This window comes from Paenibacillus sp. 2TAB23 (assembly GCF_052115165.1).
Taxonomy (GTDB): domain Bacteria; phylum Bacillota; class Bacilli; order Paenibacillales; family Paenibacillaceae; genus Pristimantibacillus.
In genome coordinates this window covers 197,831-220,237 of record NZ_JBFRGD010000002.1, presented here as the reverse complement: position 1 = coordinate 220,237, position 22,407 = coordinate 197,831, and the positions used below count along the sequence as shown (strand labels likewise).

The following is a 22,407-nucleotide window of genomic DNA, read 5'->3' as shown; positions in this document are numbered from 1 at the left end:
ACGCCGACTCCTCCCGTAGTGTTATGATGATTTTACTCGGCCTTTCATTTTGTATACATATGCAAGCACCTCAGCCACCGCTTGAAACAGGTCTGGAGGGATGACATCCCCAATCTCAGCCCGCTCGTAAAGCGCTCTGGCCAGTGGTTTATTTTCCATCATGACAACCCCGTTTTCTTTCGCTATTTCTCTAATACGAAGAGCAACATGGTCCATCCCTTTTGCAATGATCTTAGGCGCTTCCATCTTAGAGGCATCATACTTCAAAGCGATAGCGAAATGGGTAGGGTTGGTAATTATGACATCTGCGTTAGGTACTTCCTGCATCATGCGTTGAAATGCCATTCTTCTTTGGCGCTCACGAATTCTCCCTTTAATCAACGGGTCACCTTCGGATTTTTTGTGTTCGTCTTTTATATCCTGCTTGGACATTTTTAAACTTTTATTGTGCTCGTATCGTTGATAGAAATAATCAGCTAACGCAAGAGCGGTCAAAACCGCTCCTATTTCAATGCCAAGCTTCACGGTTAAACCAGCCGTAAAAGAAAAAATTTGTTGAATGGGTAAGCCTGCTAGTACGAGTATTCGTTCCCATTCCTTTGATATGGCCAAATAAACGAGTACTCCTACAATTAAAAGCTTTAACACGCTTTTTAAAAATTCAACGAGTGTCTTTGCGGAAAAAATTTGTTTGAAACCATTAATAGGGTTGACTTTTTCTAGTTTCATTTTGAGTGGTTCACCCGTTAATAAAAATCCAAACTGCACAATATTGCCGAGAATTCCAACTAAAATCGCTATCACAAATACTGGCAGCAATATGAGGAGCATTTCAATCGTGATTTCTGTAAAGAGAGACAACACATTGCCGACCGTCAAATCCATTAAGAGCCAGTCTTCAAATAAATTCCCGAACAACATCATAATGTGCTGTTTAAAATAGCTGCCTAGCATAATAAAACTCATAAACACAAATAACAATATAAAAGATCCGGCTAAATCTGCGGATTTGGCGACTTGTCCTTTTTTTCTAGCTTCGTCTTTTTTCTTTGGAGTAGCCTGTTCTGTCTTTTCCTGACTGAAAAGCTGGAGATCAAGCTCTAGACGGTAATTACGCACACAAGCATCCTCCTATTGCCCTTCAGCCGGCGGCCCTTGTACGACACCGAATAATTGCTCTAATGAATCGAACATGATGGAAAATAATCTTTCGAATATGGCTGCTAGACTTGGCATTAACAAGGTTAATAAAAACATACCAATAATTAGTTTAAGAGGAATGCCGATTACAAAAACGTTAAATTGCGGAGCCGTCTTTGTTAAAAACCCTAATCCAACGTCGGTGAGAAACATAGCAACGATAAGCGGTGAAGCGACTTGTATTGCAATTAAAAAGGTGTTCCCTACTGTTCGAGTTAAGAAATCCGTTAAACTACCATTCATAAATCGACTGAACAGCTCGTTATCTAGCGGCATCCATTGATAACTGTCCATGAGGCCAGTCAATAAAAAATGATGGCCGTTCATCATTAGAAAAATGACAATCAACACCATGTATTTGAAGTTACCAAGCAGCGGCGCAGAAGTTCCTGTATGCGGATCAACGATATTCGCCATTGCGAATCCAACCTGTAAATCCATAAAAGCTCCAGCCGTTTGAACGACCGTAAAAAATAAATAAACGACATAGCCCATCAATACGCCAATCAATATTTCGCGAAACAATATGAGCACATACTCTGCATCAGGCACAATCGATTGTTTCATTCCATACGTTAGGAAAACGATAAATGAAATGAAAAAACCGAGTCCTAATTTAAATACATTCGGCACGCCTCGCGATGAAAAGACAGGCGCAACGACGAAAAACGCAGTTATTCGACAAAAGATTAACAAAAAAACAGGAAAACCTTGTACGATCGTATTCATCCACTCACAACCTAACCGATGTAATTATGAAGATTATTCAGCAGATTGTATGTGAAATCGATAACCGTATTTAGAATCCATGGTCCAAAGATAATGATGGATACAAAAACCGCTACAATTTTCGGAACAAATGCGAGCGTCTGCTCTTGAATCTGAGTTGTTGCTTGGAATATGCTGATAATCAATCCTACGACCAAAGCAAGAACGAGCATTGGCGCACTGGCTTTCAAAACCACGAATACAGCCTCACCGGCTAATCCGATTATGAAATCAGTACTCATCGAATGTCCCTCCCTGCTAGTATCACGTGTTGAAGCTCAACAATAAAGATTTAACGATCAAGTACCACCCATCTACTAACACAAAAAGCAATATTTTAAATGGCAGTGAAATCATAACAGGCGGGAGCATCATCATCCCCATCGCCATTAATGTGCTTGCAACAATCATATCAATGACTAAAAATGGAATGAAGATCATAAAGCCCATTTGAAATGCCGTTTTCAATTCGCTTATTGCATAAGCTGGTATTAATACCGTTATAGGGATTTCTTCGAAAGAAGTAGGCTTCTCTGTTTTCGTGTAATTCATGAAAAGCATGAGATCTTTTTCACGCGTATGCGAAAACATGAACTTTTTCATCGGAACGGCTGCTTCACTAAAAGCCTCTGTTTGTGAAATTTGACCTTTCAAATATGGCTGCAATGCCACCTCATTTACCTGTGAAAAGGTGGGAGCCATAATAAAGAAAGTAAGAAACATGGCCAAACCAATAAGCACCTGGTTAGGAGGCATTTGCTGCGTACCTAGGGAAGTCCTTACAAAACCAAGCACGATTACAATTCGCGTAAAGCTTGTCATTAACACCAAAATCGCAGGGGCAATACTTAAAACTGTAATCAGAAGAAGCATGGATAATGCGCTAGTACCTGGTGTCTCGCTATTGCCATCACCGATGTTGATGGATATATCAGGCAACGGCTCAGCAAATGCTTGATTATGTATGAACATCGCAAGTAGCTGTACAGCGACAATTGATATCCACCATTTATTTTTCATCATCCATCAACCGTTCATTTGATTTTGAGTCATGCAATAGCGATTCCAACTGCTGTTTGCGATCAGCTTGCTGGCTAAGTTTGTTTTGTAACAAGTCTTCGAAAGAGGTCTTTTTGTTCCATTGCTCGTTTATAGGCTCTGATTCATTTTTTTTGTTGCGATTTTTGAGCCTGTTAATCACTTGTCCTACAACGTCATTGCCCCATCCAGCATCCTTCTGACGCTCTAACGCTGCAATCACAGCACTAACCTGCTCTGGATCGTCTACCTTATCTAGTAGAGTGATGCTTTCGCCTACGCCAACTATGTAGATTCTTCCTGCAATTTCAACGACTTGCATGGAATTGTTTTGTCCGAGTGCAATGCCGCCGAGTGAGCGAAGCGACCGATTCGCCCCCCACATACGGTTGCGCTGAGACAGCCATTTAATGACAAAAATAATTAAGACGATGACGATAGCAAGTGAGACGATGACCCATACCAAGTTGCCTGCGAGATCATTAGATCCCGTGAACACCATTTGTTCGTCATTGCTTGCGCTGCTGCCGTCTAAGGCAGCAGCAGCCGCAAATCGAGGCCATATCGCCATCCCAAGAGCAGACACCATTGAAATGCGCGAAGTTAAGTTAAGCATAATATCTAACCGTTATCCGAGAGTTTTCTTAATCGCTTCGATTACACGATCAGCTTGAAACGGTTTGACGATGAAGTCCTTTGCGCCTGCTTGAATCGCATCAATTACCATTGCTTGCTGACCCATTGCTGAACACATAATCACTTTTGCGTTTCCATCGAGCTTCTTAATTTCTTTCAATGCGGAAATTCCGTCCATTTCAGGCATCGTAATATCCATCGTTGTTAAATCTGGTTTTAGTTCCTTGTACTTCTCAACCGCCTGGGCGCCATCTTGGGCTTCACCGACGACTTCGTATCCGTTCTTTGATAAAATGTCACGAATCATCATTCGCATAAAAGCTGCGTCGTCTACGATAAGAATGCGGTTTGCCATCTTTTTATCCTCCTAGAATGCTATTGTAATTTTTGTATGCGGTCCCATTGGCTAACGATATCTGTAACTCGAACACCAAAGTTTTCATCGATAACAACAACCTCGCCTTTGGCAATGAGTTTATTGTTTACCAGAATGTCAACCGGCTCACCGGCCAGCTTGTCCAGCTCAATAATTGAACCTTGCGACAGCTCCAAAATATCTTTAATCTGCTTTTGGGTCCTTCCTAATTCTACAGTGACCTTAAGCGGTATGTCGAGAAGTAAATTGAGGTTTGTTTCATCAGGTTGAATAAATGGCGCATTGCCAAAATTAGCAAATTGCACGGGCTGTACATTAACGTTCCGATTAGCAGCATGACCGTATGTATGCGGGCCTGGCGGCTGCATTGGCATATCATAGCCAGCTGCAGGCGTTTGATACTGCGTAGGCGGCATTTGCTGTTGCATAGGTGGTGCTGCATGCATCTGAGGCGGCGCAGCGTTCATATAAGCGGTTGCTGCCGTCTCCTGCATCGCAGCATGCTGTACTGAAGCAGGAGGCGCTGCTTGCGGTGCTGCAACTGCTGCTGGTGCTGCAGGCTCCTCTACAACTCCCATTAAAATATCAACCATCTGCTTCGCAAAAGGAATCGGAAGCAGCTGCATGATCGTTGAATCAATGAGATCGCCTATTGTTAACCGGAAAGAAATTTTAATAAACAAATCAACTGGCGGCAAATGCTCCATGCCATCACCGTTGTTCACATCTAAAATATCGATGCCGGGAGGCGAAATATTAACAAAACGATTGAATATCGTAGACATGGAAGTCGCCGATGAGCCCATCATTTGATTCATTGCTTCTTGCACAGCACTGATATGAATTTCATTTAGCTCTTCAACCGTTATATTGTTTCCTTCGCCGCCAAGCATGAGATCAGCGATGATTTGAGCATCCTTGGTTTTAATAACCAAAGAATTGATGCCTTGAAACCCATCGACATATTGCACGCTTACAGCTACATGAGGTTTAGGGAAAATATCAGCAAGCTCTTCCTTTTTCACAATCGTTACTTGAGGTGTCGTAATATCCACTTTTTTGCCCAACAATGTAGATAATGCTGTTGCCGCGCTTCCAAAAGTAATATTGCCTATTTCGCCAAGCGCTGATTGCTCCATTTCAGATAAGAAGTCCGAAAGCTGTGATCCGCCTTCAGAAGGTTGCTCGGCTTCCGAATCATTGGAAGACTGACGAAGCAATGCATCAATTTCCTCTTGCGACAAATAGTCCTTACTCATCATAATCTTCTTCCACTCCTTCAACGACAATCTCATCTACTTGAACTGCTATCCGATCCTTCACAGAACCAGGGCTGCCGATAAACTTAAGCTTGTCCCCCACTTTAATTTTCAAGCCTTCATCGACTGATTTGTTAAGTGAAATGACATCCCCAACATTCAGACCTAAAAATTCTTTAATGGTAAGTGCCGATTCACCTAGCTCAGCAACGATGGGGAGCTTAGCTTTGTTAACACGCTGCTCTAGAATCTCTACCTCTTCTGGCGCGCGGGCTTTCTTCTGGGATACAAACCAATGATGTACAGATAGCCTAGACATAATTGGCTCAATAACCACATGCGGGATACAGAGATTAATCATGCCCGTCGTATCACCAATTTTGGTGCTAAACGAAATAAGGGCTATCGTTTCATTGGGTGAAACTATCTGCATAAATTGCGGATTAGTTTCTAAAGCTTCAAGCCTTGGCGAAATGTCGATAATCGTTTTCCATGCTTCCTGTAAGCTTTCAAACGTTCTGCTGAAGATTCGCTCCATAATTATGGTTTCAATCTCCGTTAGATTGTTGATTTTGGAAGGCGCTATCCCTTGTCCTCCAAGCATACGGTCAAGCATAGCATAGGCCACATTCGGATGTACCTCGAGCACCATTCGACCTTCGAGCGGCTCCGCTTCAAATATATTCAAGATCGTCATTTTAGGAATCGAACGAATGAATTCGTCATAAGGCAGCTGCTCGACCTGCACGACATTAATTTGAACAAAAGTGCGAAGTTGCGCTGAGAAATAGGTTGTCAAATATCGCGCGAAGTTTTCATGAATCCTTGTTAAGCTCCTAATATGATCCTTCGAAAAACGAACGGCGCGCTTAAAATCATACAAGCTGACTTTTCGGGTCGTTTCTTCCTTCTTGAGATCCTCTGCGTCCATTTCGCCAGAATCCAAGGCTGCTAGTAGCGCATCTATTTCATTTTGCGATAGAACATCAACCAAATATCTCACCTCCTTCGAGGAATGTCGGCGTAGTTAAGTTAAATTTCAGTAATGATAAAGTTAGTGATTTCTACTTTAACCAATTTTCCTTTTGGAATGATTGGCGTAATGAGATTCAGCAGCTTAGATTCAAGTGCATCTTCTCCCTGCGATCCATTCAATTCAGCAGCAGTCATGTCGGCGAGTGCTCTGTTAATAATGGGCCTAACTTCAATTTCAATTATCTTATCGAACTCTTCCTTTGCTTTCTTGCCGTCAAGCTGGAACGCAAAGCTGAGCACAACAACATATTCCGGATCCTTCAGATTTCGTCTGAAATCCTTCAACTCGGAAGTAACCTCCACCCGCTCGTCTGCGGACAATACCTTAACCTCAATTGTCTTTGTTTCTGTAGCTTGCTCTTTCGGATCAGCAAAGAATGACTTAAACAAAATAATGGCAACAACTGCTATTAGTGTTATAGATAATAGAATCGTTATTAACCATGGAAGCATTTTTTTCATAATGAGGGACCCTCCGTTTGCTCACTCTTTTGGGCCGCCGCAATGAGGCCAATTGTGCGTAGATATTGTTGATTAAGCAACAGCAGCTCAGATGTTTTCTCCGTAACGACTAATTTTTTTCCTGTCGTAAGCGTTATAACCGTATCTGCTGCTTCTTCAATTACTTCAATCAATAAAGCATTAATTGTTACTTTTGTTCCATTTAAACGCGTTACGGTAATCATTAGTTACCCCCCTCACACCTAGGGGAGGCACTAAGCCTCCCGCTCGTTATGAATTACCTATCGTTTTAAGTTAACAACCTCTTGCAGAATCTCATCTGAAGTCGTGATGATTCGCGAGTTGGCTTGGAAGCCGCGCTGTGCCACGATCATTTCCGTGAATTCAGCCGTTAAATCAACATTGGACATTTCAAGCTGACCCGCAATAATAGCGCCTGTTCCTAGATCCGGATCACCCGCGAAGGTCATGAAATCTTCAATCGAAGCGTCTGGGTTCGCATTGGCTGTAACGCGATACATGTTACCGCCAAGCTTCTCTAATCCGCTTGGGTTTACAACTTTAGCAACCCCTAATTGCGCAATCGCTTCAGTACCGTCAGCCGTTACCCCCATAATCGTACCGTCCTGTCCGATAGAGAATGCCGTAATAGCTTCATCAAGAATGATTGGCTCTTGATCTACGCTCAGAACAAAATACCCGTCTCCAGTCACGAGCTGCCTGTTTGAATCCAGCGTAAAGTTTCCTGCACGGGTTAGAAGCATTTCGGAATCATCACTTGCTCTGACTACGAAAAAACCGTCTCCATCAAGCCGAAGATCTGTCGGTTGGTTCGTAGTCATCGCACTTCCCGCAGTATGTACCGTATCGATAGATCCGATAGATACACCTAGACCAATTTGCTTCGCATTGACACCTCCGCGTACGCCTTCCTCAGGCGCCGTAACGCCTGCAACTGTTTGGCTAAGAATATCCTTAAACATAACCCGACCCGCTTTAAAGCCAACCGTGTTTACATTCGCAATATTGTTACCAATAACGTCTAGCTTTGTTTGAAAGCCGCGCATACCAGAAACGCCTGAATACATCGATCTTAGCATTTAAATTATTCCTCCTGGAATATGAGATGAAAACCACGAACTCAAAATTGTAAATGCACTATCATTTAGCTGCTTCAATCGATCCACAGCTTGAGGCTTCCTGATAGGTCCAGCCTGCTTATGTTAAAATAATAGCACTGTCAATCTGTGTGAATACATTGCTTTTCATCTGCCCACCGTCCATCGCGGTTACGACGGTTCGGCTCGGGACATTGACAATCATAGCAATATCGCGGAATACGATTAAGGAGTCCTGTGCCCCTTTAGAGGCTGCATCTTCCACTGCATTTATTATTTTTGTCAGCGATTCAGGTTGTAACTTAATGCCTCTCTGCTGCATGCGAACCTCCGCATGATGGCTGAATTTAAGCACTTTAGCATTAAGCATTTCTTGAAACTCAGACGTCTGCGATTGACGGCTGACTGCGGTCTTGCTCGCCTGGTGAGGTGTGGTCATGACGGGGAAAATATGACCAATTTTCACGCCATCGTTCATCGGTTTTCAGCTCCTTCCTCAGCACTTGCTGAATTAGAAGATTTGCTGCTATCTTCATCCTCTTCGCTAGAAGAGTCCTCGCTGTCGTTCGTTTCTGAGATCGAAGTTACATAATCAAGGGCAACCTCAGCTCCGCCGACTTTCGCATATAGGATTCCTTCTTTCGAAATAATAGAATCAACCACGCCTTTGACCGTAGTAACCTCTCCCGCTTCGTCATATTCGCTCCACTCTATCGTCTTACCGATTAAGCTTGATGCAGAGCCTATGTTCTGTCGCATTAAGGTTAACTCAGTTGACATGTTCATTAGCTGCTCGACGGATGTGAATTGGGCCATTTGCGCAATAAAATCTTTATCTTGCAGTGGCTGCATCGGATCCTGATTGCGCAGCTGTGTTACGAGAATGCTAAGGAATTGATCTTTGCCAAGAGTATCTGAGCTTTTTTTACTGGCAGCGGCTTGAACATTGGCTTGGCTGTAGTTGGGCCATACCGCACGAGTAGATACGCTATCTGTCATTTCCAATCACCTCCGTTCATTTGGACGGTAAATCTGCGATATTATGCTCTTACATTGATTCCTCGTCCAAATCCAAGTCCTTGGATCGTAGCTTGCTGAACCATTTCAGTCTCGAATTGGCTCTCGTTTGGACTTTCATCTCTGCTAAAGTTTTGTCGATTCGATGATTGCTGCTGGCTGCTACCCTGCCCTTGCTGCTGCTGAGAAAGCTGCGTAGTCGAATGACCTTGTGATACCTCCAGCTTATCAACCATTAGACCCTGTGCTTGAAGTGCAGAGCGCAACTGTGCCATTTGGTTATCTAGCATGTCTTTTGCCATTGCAGTATCCGTTTGAAAAACAGCTGTCAACAATCCGTTTTGCATTGATATACGCACGTCAACTTGACCTAAATGTTCTGGGTACAACATAATTTTAGCTTCTGAAACGCCGTTGATTGTCGTTAAATCAAATTTTTGAACAATCATGCCTGTCATCGACTTTGCGAACTCTTCCGCAACGACAAAGGAGGTTGCAGCCGGAGCATTTGCCGTCAATGGCGCTAGACCGCGCATCGTCTCAGTGTTGGTTGAACCAATATGCATTTGCAGATTACTTTCAACATTAGAAACTGCTGGATCTGTATTCACGCTTTGCTCCATCGCTTGTGCAATTGTGGCTAACAACGCCGGATGAACAGTTTTCTGAGATAAACGCTGTAAGAGAACGTCAGTATCTGCTTGCGGTGCCAGCTGAGCGGTAAACAGTTGTTGTGTGAAGGCCGTCGATTTCGTTTGTGCTTTAATCGTATCCACCGGCTCGCCTTCCAAAATCGCTGTTAACGCTTGTAGCTGCTGAGCAATCACTAGTGCAGGCTCTTGTTGTTGTATCAATTTCATTGAGCCTTGATTTAACATGATTTGCATATGAACAAGCGTATCTTGAAGTTTATTCTTAATATTAGCTGCTTGATCAAGCTTTTGCGGTACCTCTAAGCTTGCATCATCCAAGAAAACATCCGTATTCGAATGCTGGACTAGCGGAACAGGCAATCCAAGCAAAGCAAGCAGAGCATTCATTTGATCCAACATATCAGAAAGCTGTTTCAGCTGCTCATCGTCTATTGGTTTCGTTTCTTCATCCACCGTTTCAGAAGATTCAAGCTTATCTAACAAACCATCAATTATAGACATAAGTTCCAAAAGTGTTGGTGAAGCTGCAGCTTCCTCTCCTTCAACGACCGCTTCATTATTCAGAGCAGCGACAAGAGGTGCAGCTTGTGCTTGTCCCGATTTAGAGGCCGCCTCGTTGTTCAATTGTTGAACCAATGTTTTTTGAAAAACAGCACCCTCAACAACTTTACTACCTTGAGCGTTTGAAACGGCTTGTGTTTGAGGTTGTGCATGATTAGCCTGCGTTATTGCCATTTCCATTTTTTCACCTCCTTTCAAATCGTGAAAGTCACATTCCAAAAGGCGGTTCTAACTTCCTGACATCAGTTTTGTTACAAGCTGGGCGGTTATCTTTTCATCGATTCCTGACATTTCGGCAAGTATGGAAGATCTGGTTTCATTATCTACCGCGTTTAAAATCCGAAGTACTTTACTAGGACTAACTTCAACCATTTTAACCAGCAATTCACCTGCACTTTTTGCATCCATTGCTGTAAACGTGGCGCTAAGCTGCTCTTGATCAAGAACGGAAGAAGCCGGTTTGGACACTTCTGTTTTCTCTGTTTGAAGTCTAGCTTGGAGTGCGGCAATCTGCATGTCCTTTGCTGTCACATTGTCCTTCAGTTTCATAGCGGCATCGGCTGCTGTCTGTGGATTCATTTTTTCCATGATCCGAACTCGGTCGTCTGGGCGCATATTCGCAAACACAAGAACCATCTCGTCCAAAGTCATGCTTTGCATGATCGGTGCAGCTTTACTTGGCGTAATCTTGGAGAACATGCTTGCCAGCTCCTGTATTTTTGCCTGATACTGCTCGTCCTCTAATGCATCCGATTCATTTGAACTCTTTAGCTGCGAATTGTCACTTTCTAAATCCTTCACTTCTTGCTCCAGTGTAGATTTTGTTTGATTCGCTGCAGCCAATTCGCTTTCGATTGCCGTCAACTTGGCTTGCAAATCCGCAATCTTAGCTGACATGTTCGAAGTTTTCAATTCATCGTCATTTGTTGAACCACCTGCAACCTTTGGTTCAGGCAATACGTCTTTTAAGACAGGAATTGAATTTCCGGCTGTAAGCATTTTATTGCGGAAATCGTTATTAAACAAAGTAAACAATACACCGAGCAGTACGATGGCAAATAAAATCGGCGTCATCAAAAACATCATTCGCTCAAGCGTACTGTAGCCTTGCTTCTCTTTTTCCGTACCCGCCAATTCCACTCACTCCCTCTAGCCGGTATTACGCATCACTTTATGGGGTTGGTATCATGAAACGGACGCTTGCCATCTCATCCAGCTCGTTCTGCTCTTTAATTTGCAAAGCATACTGGAACCGATCACGCGCATGATCTTTTGCTTTAAGCCACACTTTTTCATCTTTCATCTTGTCTGAAAGATTAAGTCTGCTTTGCTCAACCGCTTTTTGTGCATGCAATACGTCTTTCATTTTGTTTGTAATACAAGCTACTAAGTAATTCAGATATTGCTGAATGACCTGAAGCTCAGATAGAGGAACGGCTATGCTGGCAGCCTCTATTAACTTAGATTCCCATTCTTGCTGTTTCATGCGTAATTGCGCAAGTGAAAGCTCCTCTGCAGTTAACACGCCAACGGCAGTGGACAGCATCCACTCCGCTTGTGTTTTTTCGCTGCCCTTTAAATCGACAACCCTCTGAAATGTATACCGAAATGATGCCATTTAAAGGTTCAACTCCTGTAGAAGTGATTAATTAAACCCATTTGCGCTTCCTCTAAGCTAACCTTTTCATTGGTCTTTTGCTTCGTATAGCTTTGAATCGTTTCAATAAATTGCATCGCAGTATCAATTTCTTGATTTGATCCTCGTTGGTACGCCCCAATATTGATGAGGTCCTCCGAATCTCTATAAATAGAGAGAAGCTTTTTCAATTCATTCGCCGCATCCTGCTGTTCTTCGGTTACGATTTCTTTCATAACACGGCTGACAGAAGCAAGAATATCGATTGCCGGGAAATGTCCTTTATGGGCTAACTGACGGCTTAATACGATATGTCCGTCTAGAATACCGCGAACAGCGTCAGCGATTGGCTCATTCATGTCGTCGCCATCAACTAACACGGTATAGAAAGCCGTAATGGAACCGCTTGGACCTGTTCCTGCGCGTTCTAGCAGCTTGGGTAGCGCAGCGAATACAGACGGTGTATAACCACGAGTGGCAGGTGGTTCGCCTATAGCTAAGCCAACTTCTCGTAGAGCCATCGCATACCGGGTAACCGAGTCCATCATAAGCATGACGTTTAAACCTCTATCTCTAAAATACTCAGCGATAGATGTAGCGATTAGCGCTCCTTTAATACGAATAAGAGCTGGCTGGTCAGAGGTAGCCACGATAACAACGGAACGAGCCAAGCCTTCTGGGCCAAGATCCTTCTCGATAAATTCCAACACTTCACGACCACGCTCGCCAATGAGGGCAATCACATTGACATCGGCTGATGTATTTCGTGCAATCATACCGAGCAACGTACTTTTTCCAACGCCAGATCCAGCGAAGATACCTACACGTTGGCCACGACCAACCGTTAGCAAACCGTCTATGGCTCTTACTCCGATACCAAGCGGTTCGACCACACGCGGACGTTTAAGCGGGTTACTGGGCTCATTGTATGTAGAGTAATGCGGCATTCGTCTAGGAAGAAAGGATCCATCCAGTGGATTTCCTAATCCATCAAGCACCTTGCCAAGCAGTTCGGATCCAACTTGAACCGTCAAAGGCTTGCCTGTGCCTACAACATCGCATCCGGGGCTAATCGCATGCAAATCACCTAGCGGCATCAGAATGACCTTATTCTCGCGAAAGCCAACAACTTCTGCCTTAATGGGCTTTGCTCCTTTAGACGGATAAATGAAGCATACATCACCAATACTCGCATCGGGTCCTTCAGATTCAACAGTTAGTCCAATGACTTGCGACACTTTGCCATTCACTCTAACGGGATCGAGTGGCTGCAGATGTTCGATATATTTCAGAACATCGAGATTATTCACTATCATCAGAATGACCTCGCTCTTCGCCGCTGTGGTGAGCAAGATGGATTAATTCACGCTTAATTTCTGAGAGCTGCGTATCAATTCGGGCATCAATGCTTCCGAATGCCGAACGAATGACACATCCGTTATCCTTCACTGTAGAATCAGGCAAAATTTGCAATTCGGCTTGTGAATCAATTGCAAAATGCAGTTCCTCACGAGCAGCTTGAACAAAAGCAAGCTGACCTGGTGCGACACAAAGTGTGATGACACCTTGCTCTCTTCTTCGAGATAATGATTTGCGAATTAGCTCAAGAGCCATATCGGGTACTAAAGTAAGCTGCTGCCCAATAATCTTTTCTGCAATTGCACAGCTAAGCTCGACTAGAAAAGGCTCAGCCTCTTGAATTATTTGTTCTCTCATGTCGAAGGCTGTTTTCAGCACATCGGATGCTTCTGCAATTTTTTGTTCCCAGACTTCTCGTAGCTCCGCCTCGGATTGTGCAGATCCTTCAGCGTAGCCAAGCTCATATCCTTTTTGTCTAGACAGTTCAGATGCGGCTTCATCCTCGGTTCGTTTTTGCAGCCACCAAACATCGATTTGTTGCTCGGTTTCGGAAAGCAGTCTCTCGCTTTCTGTTGCAGCCTCTTGCAGTCTTTCCTCTGCATAATGCTGTGCGTCACTCAAAATTTGATCTCGCAGCGTTATCGTCTCTTCATCAGGTCCAGGCTCTATTTCCTCTTCCTGAATATGTGCTCCATCGATTTCAAAATTCCGTTGATGCAGCCATTCCAGCTGCTTCAATTGGTCAAGAGTAATCACACTCGATGATTTGATCAAATTAGACAATGATATCGTCTCCTCCACCACGGGCGATGATGATTTCACCTGACTCTTCTAATCTGCGTATAGTAGCTACGATACGAGTTTGTGCTTCTTCCACATCACGAAGCCGTACTGGGCCCATGAATTCCATTTCTTCTTTGAAAGTCTCAGCCATTCGCTTAGACATATTTCGGAATATGGCTTCACGCACTTCTTCACTTGCCACTTTAAGCGCAAGCTGAAGATCCGCGTTCTCAATATCACGAATAATACGCTGAATAGAACGATTGTCGATATTGACGATATCCTCGAAGACGAACATGCGTTTCTTGATTTCTTCAGCAAGCTCCGGATCTTGTATTTCAAGCGCATCCAAAATCGTCCGTTCTGTTCCGCGATCTACAMCGTTTAGAATTTGTACGATAGAGTCGATGCCGCCAGCATTCGTATAATCCTGTGTAACCGTTGCTGAAAGTTTCTGCTCCAACACACGTTCTACTTGCGATATGACTTCAGGCGATGTACTGTCCATCAATGCAATTCGTCTAGCAACCTCTGCTTGCTTTTCTTGCGGAAGCGAAGAGAGAATATGCGAAGATTGCTCCGACTGCAAATAGGAAAGCACCAACGCAATCGTTTGAGAATTTTCATTCTGTATAAAGTTTAAGATTTGAGTAGGTTCTGCTTTTCTTGCAAAGTCAAACGGCCTCACTTGCAGCGTCGCTGTCAATCGGTTGATAACTTCCAGCGCTTTCTGTTCGCCAAGTGCCTTTTCCAAAATATCTTTTGCATATGAAATGCCGCCTTGCGTGATATATTCCTGTGCCATGCAAATTTGATGAAATTCACTAAGAATGGTTTCACGGTCCATGCTGTCTACCTTACGGACATTGGCAATTTCAAGCGTAAGCTGTTCAATTTCTTCATCGCGCAAATGTTTGAATATTTGTGCAGATACTTCAGGTCCAAGCGTAATGAGTAAAATAGCTGCTTTCTGACGACCCGATAAGACTTGCATCGATTTTGACACCTGAACCACCTCTATTCATCCACAAGCCATGTGCGAAGAAGATTAACGAACTCATCCGGTTTCCGTTTGGCAAGTGTTTCAAGATTTTTCCGAGCCTGACTGTCATTGTTGACACTTTCCAAGTCGAGAGTTGGATATTCCACTTTGGATGGAGCAGCCAATTCAATTTCTTCTTCAGCCGCTTTTTTGCGTCTGCGTGCAAGAATGACGATAAGTCCGCCAATGATCGCTAACGCTGCAACACCAATACCAATTATCCATGGCATGCTCAATGTGCTTGCTTGATTATTAGCTGCGTTGCCGGAGAACGTTCTTGCAATGATAGCAACCTTTTTCTCAATAAGCTGGTCATTTGTTACATCTTGACCCGAATCAGCCAGCTGCGCGCGGACTAGAGCAGTCAGATAAGCCATAATTGCTGTTCTGCTGTCCCCATCCTCAATTTGTGACGCTTCGATACCAATACTAATAGAAAGGTCTTTCAATACAAACGGCCCAGAAACGATATTACTGTTAATTTTCGTATAATCATAATTCCGAATTTGCGAGCTTGTCTCTGATGAATTCTCACCGCTTGTTGAAGCTTCGTAACCTGGGACATCGGTTTCACCAGTACCTGCAACACCACCGGCCTCTCCAGAAGTTCCAGTTGATGTGCTATTCGTAATTTCTTCACTGAGAATAATCCCATTATTATTATTGTTATCCAAAGGCTTGACAACTGACTCTTCCGACGTTTTTTTATCGAAGTTCATGCTGCTTGAAACTTGAATAACTAGGTTGTCGGCTCCGACAATCGGGCCCAGAAATTGTTGGATATTTTTCTTGAGCTCCGTTTCATATTTCCTCTGAATGCTGAATTGCGACTCTACAGCATCTGTACTGTTCGCCAATCCGCCGTCAACCTCTGAGAAGCTTAATTCGCCTTGTGGACTCGAGATCGTAATATCCTTCATTTGGAGATTAGGAACAGCGGTCTTCACGAGATTGTAATAGCCATCAACCTCTTTCTGACTTGGGCGGTAACCCGACATGAATTTGATCATGATCGAAGCTGATGCTTGTTCCGCGTCTTCAGGAGAAAGAAATACGCTCTCTTCCGGCAAATTTATTAACACCTTTGAGCTGTCTACGCCTTGCATGGCGTTCAGAAGCTGCTGTATTTCCCCATTTAATGCATTCAGATATTTCACATTGAATTCATTTTCTGTCGTTCCAAACTGGCTTGAGCTTGAAGTAAATGCCTCGAAGCCGATCGAACCATTTTGAACTAGTCCTTGCGAACCAACGTCCACTTTAATTCGTGCAGCATCCGTGCTTGGAACAGATATACTTTTACCATTGTTACTAAGCTCATAAGGAATTCCGCTACCATCGAGGTAAGTCATAATCGCAGCTGCGTCTGTTGTATCTAAATTCTGGAAAGCAATTTCGTATTCCGTCCTTGTAAATACAATTGTTAACAATATGATTGTTAACAACAATCCACTAATAGAAGCCCCCAACCAAATTTTTTGTTTTCTGCCCATTTGGCCCCAGAATTGAGTGAGCCTTGCTCTATATTGGGCGATTCTCTCGTTCACGTTGTCACCTCACCCAAATACTATGCTAGTTCGAAATGATGATTAGATTTGCATCCGCATGATTTCTTGATATGCTTCAACCACTTTGTTGCGGACTTGTGAGGTAAGCTGCAAGCTCAGTTGCGCTTGCTCAGATGCAATTAGCACCTTGGTAACGTCTACTTCACCAATTAAGTACTTATCATTAAGCTTATGAACGTTTTTCTCTTGGTTACTGACATTATCAATTGCTGTTTGCAAATATTGACCAAATGATTGAGTCAGTTGAGCCGGAGTCGCTTCTTGGATGGGTTTAGCTTCAACCAGTTTTACTGGTTGAATGGGGCCGAGCGACATCGATTGTATCATCATTTTCCCTCCCTTTCGTTTGTTGCTTATTTTTAACGTTATCTACCTATTTCAAGAGCTTTGACAAACATAGCTTTTGATGCATTCAATGCGGTAACGTTCGCTTCATACGAACGAGTCGCTGCTATCATATCGACCATCTCTTTAGTAACATCCACATTTGGCATATTTACATAGCCATTTGCGTCAGCATCCGGATGCGTCGGATTATAAATAAGTTTGTTTGGTGATTGATCTTCTTTGATTCTTGTAACCTTGACGCCCTGAGCAGTTGAGTTTCCACTCATTTGCTGGGAGAGCACGCTGGAAAACGATTGCTGCAGTGGCTCCATAACAACCATCTTCCGCTTGTAAGGTTGGAATTGTCCGTTAACGAAACTTCCCCGCGTTACTTCTGCATTCGCAATATTTGAGGAGATAACATCCATGCGCAGGCGCTGCGCCGACAGTGCAGAAGCACTAACATCAAATCCGGTTGACAACTTCATCCTTAAGCTCTCCCTTCAATCGCTGTTCGCATCATTTTTACTTCATGATTGATCTGCTGGATATAAAAGTTATAACTCAGCTGATTTTTTGCTTGCAAAGACATTTCGCGGTCGATATCAACGTTATTTTCATTGTTGTTCATCGAAGTTGTTTCATCAGTGATAACTTTGGGTACAGGTAGACTAGAAGAAGCTGCTCCAATTGCTATATGCTTTTGATTGGTCCGTTTACCAATCAATTGCCCCTGCTGATTGCCCATTGATTGCTCCAGTAATTCCTCAAACAGTACTTCAGACCGTTTGAAATGTGGCGTATCACCGTTTGCCACATTGTTTGAAATGACGCGTTGCCGCATTTCTGCTGCTTGAAGCGCGCCTTCCAATCGTCCAAATGCAGCGCCATTCAACAAATTCACGTAGTTTCACCACTTTCACATAGGAGATCTCTTTTACGTATTCAACAGATTACTGCTCATTCCTTCTTTGTTCGACAGTAAAAATTAAAAAAATGAGATTGTAGTGTCGATTTTTGCCGACATGATAATATTCAACAATTTCCTAAATTATTACAATAAGAAAAAAGCCCTATCTTTATAAAAAGATAGGGCTAATTTGGTCTAAATGACCTATATTCACGACTTCATTTTGTCTAATTCTTGCAGTAATTGATGATTTAGGATTTTTATATATGTGCCTTTCATCCCTAATGACCTCGTTTCGATTACTCCGGCGCTTTCAAGTTTTCGCAAAGCATTTACGATAACTGACCTCGTTATCCCAACTCGATCGGCGATCTTGGAAGCAACCAGCAATCCTTCTTTTCCGTCCAGCTCTTCAAAAATATGCTCAACAGCTTCCAGCTCACTGAAGGACAACGAACCAACTGCAACGGCTACGACAGCACGGCTTCGAACCTCTTGTTCAATCTCCTCGGTTCGTTCGCGCAAAATTTCCATACCGACAATCGTCGAGCCGTATTCGGCTAGAATCAGATCATCATCGTCAAACGCGCCAGATAACCGAGTGAGTACGAGCGTACCCAAACGATCTCCTCCGCCTATAATCGGCACGACGGTCATAATTTCTTGATCGCCAAGACGAGGGAACGTTTCATAGATACCCACATCCGGCTTTACATTTGTCATCGATTCCTGCATATCGAGAAATCGAATATTGCTTTTTTGAGGAAACCGCAGCTCATCCGCAGATAACGATCGCATGAAATCATGGTCATATGCATCAACAGCGGAACATCCAAGTATTTTCCCTTTTCGGCTTACAACGAATACGTTGGTCTGTATCGTCGTGCAGAGCACCTCCGCCATTTCCCTGAAACTGAGCGCTTTGCCGGCCGCGCGCTGCAGCAGACGATTCAGCGTTCTTGTCTTTGTTAGTAAACTCATTCCAATGCCTCCCAAAACTCATAACAACTACAGTATATATTGACTCAAATCGCGATTTTGCGCAATGCTTCCTAATTTTTCTCTAACATACTCCGGTGTAATCGTCATCTTCTCAAGCGACAGCTCTGGCGCTTCAAAAGATAGATCCTCAAGCAGCTTCTCCAGAATGGTATGCAATCGACGCGCTCCTATATTTTCTGTATTGCGATTTACATCTGCAGCGATAGATGCCAGCTCGTGAATCGCTTCATCAGAGAATTCAATTTGAATGCCTTCTGTTTCTAGCAATGCCGAATACTGCTTGGTTAATGCATTTTTCGGTTCCTTGAGAATGCTTACGAAATCATCCAAACTGAGGCTCGTCAGCTCCACACGAATCGGGAAACGTCCTTGAAGCTCAGGAATCAGGTCTGATGGTTTGGCTACATGGAATGCACCTGCAGCAATAAATAATACATAATCCGTTTTGACTGGGCCATATTTCGTCATGACTGTCGAGCCTTCCACAATCGGAAGAATATCACGTTGAACGCCTTCTCGCGATACATCTGGACCAGACCCGCGTGACGGGCTGGCAATCTTGTCGATCTCATCTATGAAAATTATGCCGGATTGCTCCGCCCTTGTAATCGACTCCGTAATAACATCGTCCATATCGATAATTTTGTTAGCTTCTTCCTGCGTTAACACCTTTCGTGCTTCCTTGACTGGCAGCTTGCGTTTCTTTGGCTTCTTCGGCATAAGTTGCCCAAACAGCTCTTGCATATTCATGCCCATGCCCTCCGGCCCTTGACCGGAAAGCATATCCATCATATTAGGTGAAGAATCCTCTACTTCAATTTCAATGATTTCATTCTCAAGCTTACCCGCAGCCAACTGCTCTTTTATTTGCGAGCGTTTTTGATACAGCGCATGCTCAGCTTCAGGTTCTTCCTTTGGCTCATCGGATTGTTGTTGATTGCCAAATAGCATTTCAAAAGGATTTTTTGAAGCTTTAGCTTTCGCCGCAGACGGTGCGAGAAGCGAAACAATGCGTTCATTAGCAAGCGTTTCTGCCCGGTCTTTTACCTTCTCCGTTTTTTCTGTCTTCACCATGCGTATTGCAGTTTCTACCAGATCCCGCACCATAGATTCAACATCCCGGCCAACATAACCGACCTCGGTAAACTTTGTAGCCTCCAGTTTAACGAAAGGGGCTTTGACCAATTTCGCCAATCGACGCGCAATTTCGGTTTTTCCTACTCCAGTTGGTCCAATCATCAAAATATTTTTCGGAACGATTTCATCGCGCAATGTTTCATCAAGCAAGCTTCTGCGGTAACGATTCCGCAGCGCAATCGCTACAGAACGTTTCGCCGGCTTTTGACCAACGATGTACTTATCAAGCTCCGCTACAATCTGTCGGGGTGTCATTGCATCATTTCCCATTATAAAATCCCTCCGATTTATAAATCTTCACATTGACTTTCCGAAGCTCAACCTTATATGTTCTGCAGCATAATTAACGTTACTCAATCTCTTCAACAATAATGTTTCGGTTAGTAAATACACAGATTTCCGCTGCGATCTCAAGTGATGAACGAGCAATATCGCTTGCAGTCATTTGAGGTGCATGACGCTGCAGCGCACGTGCCGCGGATAATGCGAAGCTGCCGCCAGAGCCAATGGCTAATACACCATCGTCTGGTTCTATGATTTCACCATTTCCGGATATTAATAACAAGCCTGTTTTGTCCATCACAAGCATCATCGCTTCAAGCCTCCGGAGCACGCGATCTGAACGCCATTCCTTCGCAAGCTCAACTGCTGATCTTTGCAAATTACCGTGATGCTCCTCCAGCTTTGCTTCGAACTTCTCAAATAAGGTTATTGCGTCTGCAACAGAGCCTGCAAAACCTGCGATAACTTGGCCACGATATAGTCTTCTTACTTTTTTGGCCGTGTTTTTCATGACCATGCTATTACCGAAAGTTACTTGTCCATCTCCCGCAATCGCGCCTTTGCCTTCATGACGCACGGCGCAAATCGTAGTAGCGTGAAATTGCATTTCCATTGCTTTGCCTCCTCAAGGTTCGGTCTTAAAAATCAGCTGCCATGCCTACATTACGATTGGCTACAGCAAATGTTCCTTTTTAAATTGCTCAATACCTTCAAGCGCGCGATTAGCGATCATTTCGTTTTTTTCTTTTTTGCTTTTCATTCTTTTTTCAAGCGGCGGGAATAAACCGAAGTTTGCGTTCATCGGTTGGAAATGCTTGAAATCCGCTGTAGTAATATAATTAGCCATGCTTCCGAGCGTTGTATGCTCAGGAAAAACGACTGGCTCGAGTCCGCGAGCGAGCCTTGCAGCATTAAAGCCGGCAATCAAACCGGAAGCGGCAGATTCGACATACCCTTCAACGCCTGTCATTTGACCCGCAAAGAACAGTGTATCGCGATTATTAAGCTGATAGGTCGGTTTAAGCAACCGCGGTGAATTAATAAAAGTATTGCGATGCATCACGCCAAAACGCACAAACTCAGCATTTTCAAGGCCTGGTATAAGCGAGAAGACACGCTTCTGCTCACCCCACTTGAGATGGGTTTGGAAGCCAACTAAATTGTACAACGTGCCAGCGGCATTATCCTGACGCAGCTGAATAACGGCATGGGGGAGCTTGCCTGTATGCGGATTAACAAGCCCAACGGGCTTCATCGGACCAAATAGCACCGTTTGTTTTCCTCTGCTTGCCATAATTTCGATCGGCATGCAGCCTTCGAAATACACTTCCTTTTCAAAATCTTTAACTTCCGCTTTTTCGGCAGTCGTAAGCGCTTCGTGGAAAATTTCGAATTCTTCCTCCGTCATCGGACAGTTCAGGTATGCTGCTTCCCCTTTGTCATAACGTGATGCCAAATAAACCTTGCTCATATCGATGGAGTCTTTTTCTACGATTGGAGCAGCCGCATCATAGAAATAAAAATACTCCTCGCCAAGCAGCTCTTGGATTTGAGCGGATAATCCTGGTGCTGTTAATGGTCCTGTAGCAATGACTACGATTCCGTCGGTCGGAATTTCTGTTACCTCTTCGTTACGAACCTCAACGAGCGGATGGTCATGCAGCCTCCGAGTTACCTCGCCAGAGAAGCCGTCACGATCAACAGCCAGCGCTCCTCCCGCAGGCACTGCATGCTGATCGGCACAACTTAATATTAACGAATCAAGCTGACGCATTTCTTCCTTCAGTACTCCTACTGCATTTGCTAGACCGTTTGCCCGGAGACTGTTACTGCACACTAGCTCTGCAAATTGATTCGTATGATGAGCTGGCGTTTTTGTAACTGGTCGCATTTCATATAATACGACGGGTACTCCTTGTGATGCGATTTGCCATGCTGCTTCGCTCCCAGCCAGGCCAGCTCCGATTACTGTTACTTTTTGTGGTTGTGACAAAATATTTCAATCCTTCCATGATGTAATTCGCTTCGATTGCTTACAGTACTTCATATGCCAATTAACAAATTCTTATCCATTTCCAGTCATCATTTACGATTTAATCACAGTTGTTCAAATCTCTGCCTAACACAATATAAACATTCGTCTAACGGTAAAAAGGGATAAATAAAACGTTGATGAATAAAACGTTGATGAATAAACAGCCCGTTGAACAACGGTGTCCTCCCTAATGAAAGGGAGGA

27 protein-coding genes are annotated in these 22,407 nt (G+C 43.7%); all 27 read right to left on the bottom strand.

From position 1 onward, the window contains the following. Window positions 1-21: 21 nt before the first annotated feature. Window positions 22-1,119: a flagellar biosynthesis protein FlhB gene (flhB, locus tag AB4Z29_RS03765; RefSeq protein WP_441941769.1), complete on the bottom strand. Its 1,098-nt coding sequence runs from the start codon at window positions 1,117-1,119 to the stop codon at window positions 22-24. 12 nt (window positions 1,120-1,131) lie between these two features. Then, a complete protein-coding gene (gene fliR / locus AB4Z29_RS03760) occupies window positions 1,132-1,929 on the bottom strand; it encodes a flagellar biosynthetic protein FliR (protein ID WP_441941768.1) in 798 nt (265 codons plus the stop codon). Between the two features lie 11 nt (window positions 1,930-1,940). Further along, on the bottom strand, window positions 1,941-2,210 hold the full coding sequence (gene fliQ, locus AB4Z29_RS03755) for a flagellar biosynthesis protein FliQ (RefSeq protein ID WP_183561717.1): 270 nt from the start codon (window positions 2,208-2,210) through the stop codon (window positions 1,941-1,943). A 22-nt stretch (window positions 2,211-2,232) separates the two neighbouring features. Next, entirely contained in the window at window positions 2,233-2,940 is a 708-nt protein-coding gene (fliP, locus tag AB4Z29_RS03750) for a flagellar type III secretion system pore protein FliP (RefSeq protein WP_441942008.1), read from the bottom strand. A gap of 37 nt (window positions 2,941-2,977) precedes the next feature. Continuing rightward, entirely contained in the window at window positions 2,978-3,577 is a 600-nt protein-coding gene (locus AB4Z29_RS03745; protein WP_441941767.1) for a flagellar biosynthetic protein FliO, read from the bottom strand. Between the two features lie 57 nt (window positions 3,578-3,634). Continuing rightward, the gene (locus tag AB4Z29_RS03740; RefSeq protein WP_028611027.1) at window positions 3,635-3,997 is read right to left on the bottom strand and encodes a response regulator; all 363 of its coding nucleotides are present in this window, start codon (window positions 3,995-3,997) and stop codon (window positions 3,635-3,637) included. A 20-nt stretch (window positions 3,998-4,017) separates the two neighbouring features. Beyond that, window positions 4,018-5,280, bottom strand: a complete 1,263-nt coding sequence (gene fliY, locus AB4Z29_RS03735) for a flagellar motor switch phosphatase FliY (RefSeq protein WP_441941766.1) — start codon at window positions 5,278-5,280, stop codon at window positions 4,018-4,020. After that, window positions 5,270-6,271, bottom strand: a complete 1,002-nt coding sequence (fliM, locus tag AB4Z29_RS03730; RefSeq protein WP_183561723.1) for a flagellar motor switch protein FliM — start codon at window positions 6,269-6,271, stop codon at window positions 5,270-5,272. Before fliM ends, fliY begins: the two co-directional genes overlap by 11 nt. Window positions 6,272-6,309: 38 nt before the next feature. Further along, window positions 6,310-6,774, bottom strand: a complete 465-nt coding sequence (locus tag AB4Z29_RS03725; protein ID WP_441941765.1) for a flagellar basal body-associated FliL family protein — start codon at window positions 6,772-6,774, stop codon at window positions 6,310-6,312. After that, window positions 6,771-6,998: a flagellar FlbD family protein gene (locus AB4Z29_RS03720; protein ID WP_441941764.1), complete on the bottom strand. Its 228-nt coding sequence runs from the start codon at window positions 6,996-6,998 to the stop codon at window positions 6,771-6,773. The genes AB4Z29_RS03725 and AB4Z29_RS03720 overlap by 4 nt, the downstream gene beginning before the upstream one ends. Before the next feature lie 57 nt (window positions 6,999-7,055). Continuing rightward, window positions 7,056-7,874, bottom strand: coding sequence for a flagellar basal body rod protein FlgG (gene flgG, locus AB4Z29_RS03715; protein WP_441941763.1), 819 nt, complete (start codon window positions 7,872-7,874; stop codon window positions 7,056-7,058). Between the two features lie 118 nt (window positions 7,875-7,992). After that, the gene (locus tag AB4Z29_RS03710; RefSeq protein ID WP_441941762.1) at window positions 7,993-8,370 is read right to left on the bottom strand and encodes a TIGR02530 family flagellar biosynthesis protein; all 378 of its coding nucleotides are present in this window, start codon (window positions 8,368-8,370) and stop codon (window positions 7,993-7,995) included. Beyond that, entirely contained in the window at window positions 8,367-8,891 is a 525-nt protein-coding gene (locus AB4Z29_RS03705; protein ID WP_441941761.1) for a flagellar hook capping FlgD N-terminal domain-containing protein, read from the bottom strand. Before AB4Z29_RS03705 ends, AB4Z29_RS03710 begins: the two co-directional genes overlap by 4 nt. A gap of 41 nt (window positions 8,892-8,932) precedes the next feature. Beyond that, a complete protein-coding gene (locus AB4Z29_RS03700; RefSeq protein WP_441941760.1) occupies window positions 8,933-10,303 on the bottom strand; it encodes a flagellar hook-length control protein FliK in 1,371 nt (456 codons plus the stop codon). A 48-nt stretch (window positions 10,304-10,351) separates the two neighbouring features. Beyond that, window positions 10,352-11,257, bottom strand: coding sequence for an MgtE protein (locus AB4Z29_RS03695; protein ID WP_441941759.1), 906 nt, complete (start codon window positions 11,255-11,257; stop codon window positions 10,352-10,354). 37 nt (window positions 11,258-11,294) lie between these two features. Next, window positions 11,295-11,741 carry a flagellar export protein FliJ gene (fliJ, locus tag AB4Z29_RS03690; protein ID WP_441941758.1) on the bottom strand — a complete coding sequence of 149 codons (447 nt, stop codon included), beginning with the start codon at window positions 11,739-11,741 and terminating at the stop codon, window positions 11,295-11,297. Between the two features lie 8 nt (window positions 11,742-11,749). Beyond that, window positions 11,750-13,075, bottom strand: a complete 1,326-nt coding sequence (gene fliI / locus AB4Z29_RS03685; RefSeq protein ID WP_441941757.1) for a flagellar protein export ATPase FliI — start codon at window positions 13,073-13,075, stop codon at window positions 11,750-11,752. Then, window positions 13,062-13,901, bottom strand: coding sequence for a FliH/SctL family protein (locus tag AB4Z29_RS03680; RefSeq protein ID WP_441941756.1), 840 nt, complete (start codon window positions 13,899-13,901; stop codon window positions 13,062-13,064). Before AB4Z29_RS03680 ends, fliI begins: the two co-directional genes overlap by 14 nt. Further along, window positions 13,894-14,895: a flagellar motor switch protein FliG gene (gene fliG / locus AB4Z29_RS03675; RefSeq protein ID WP_441942007.1), complete on the bottom strand. Its 1,002-nt coding sequence runs from the start codon at window positions 14,893-14,895 to the stop codon at window positions 13,894-13,896. The genes AB4Z29_RS03680 and fliG overlap by 8 nt, the downstream gene beginning before the upstream one ends. Before the next feature lie 23 nt (window positions 14,896-14,918). After that, window positions 14,919-16,490: a flagellar basal-body MS-ring/collar protein FliF gene (fliF, locus tag AB4Z29_RS03670; RefSeq protein WP_441941755.1), complete on the bottom strand. Its 1,572-nt coding sequence runs from the start codon at window positions 16,488-16,490 to the stop codon at window positions 14,919-14,921. Window positions 16,491-16,532: 42 nt separating this feature from the next. Further along, window positions 16,533-16,841, bottom strand: coding sequence for a flagellar hook-basal body complex protein FliE (gene fliE, locus AB4Z29_RS03665; protein ID WP_441941754.1), 309 nt, complete (start codon window positions 16,839-16,841; stop codon window positions 16,533-16,535). Between the two features lie 35 nt (window positions 16,842-16,876). Next, a complete protein-coding gene (gene flgC, locus AB4Z29_RS03660) occupies window positions 16,877-17,326 on the bottom strand; it encodes a flagellar basal body rod protein FlgC (RefSeq protein ID WP_441941753.1) in 450 nt (149 codons plus the stop codon). Between the two features lie 2 nt (window positions 17,327-17,328). Beyond that, the gene (flgB, locus tag AB4Z29_RS03655) at window positions 17,329-17,742 is read right to left on the bottom strand and encodes a flagellar basal body rod protein FlgB (protein ID WP_441941752.1); all 414 of its coding nucleotides are present in this window, start codon (window positions 17,740-17,742) and stop codon (window positions 17,329-17,331) included. A 216-nt stretch (window positions 17,743-17,958) separates the two neighbouring features. After that, window positions 17,959-18,729 (bottom strand): GTP-sensing pleiotropic transcriptional regulator CodY, encoded by a 771-nt coding sequence (gene codY / locus AB4Z29_RS03650; RefSeq protein ID WP_441941751.1) that lies wholly within the window; start codon window positions 18,727-18,729, stop codon window positions 17,959-17,961. A gap of 27 nt (window positions 18,730-18,756) precedes the next feature. Next, window positions 18,757-20,157 (bottom strand): ATP-dependent protease ATPase subunit HslU, encoded by a 1,401-nt coding sequence (gene hslU, locus AB4Z29_RS03645; protein WP_441941750.1) that lies wholly within the window; start codon window positions 20,155-20,157, stop codon window positions 18,757-18,759. Between the two features lie 79 nt (window positions 20,158-20,236). Further along, window positions 20,237-20,782 carry an ATP-dependent protease subunit HslV gene (gene hslV / locus AB4Z29_RS03640; protein WP_441941749.1) on the bottom strand — a complete coding sequence of 182 codons (546 nt, stop codon included), beginning with the start codon at window positions 20,780-20,782 and terminating at the stop codon, window positions 20,237-20,239. Between the two features lie 60 nt (window positions 20,783-20,842). After that, window positions 20,843-22,162 carry an FADH(2)-oxidizing methylenetetrahydrofolate--tRNA-(uracil(54)-C(5))-methyltransferase TrmFO gene (gene trmFO, locus AB4Z29_RS03635; RefSeq protein ID WP_441941748.1) on the bottom strand — a complete coding sequence of 440 codons (1,320 nt, stop codon included), beginning with the start codon at window positions 22,160-22,162 and terminating at the stop codon, window positions 20,843-20,845. Between the last annotated feature and the right edge of the window lie 245 nt (window positions 22,163-22,407).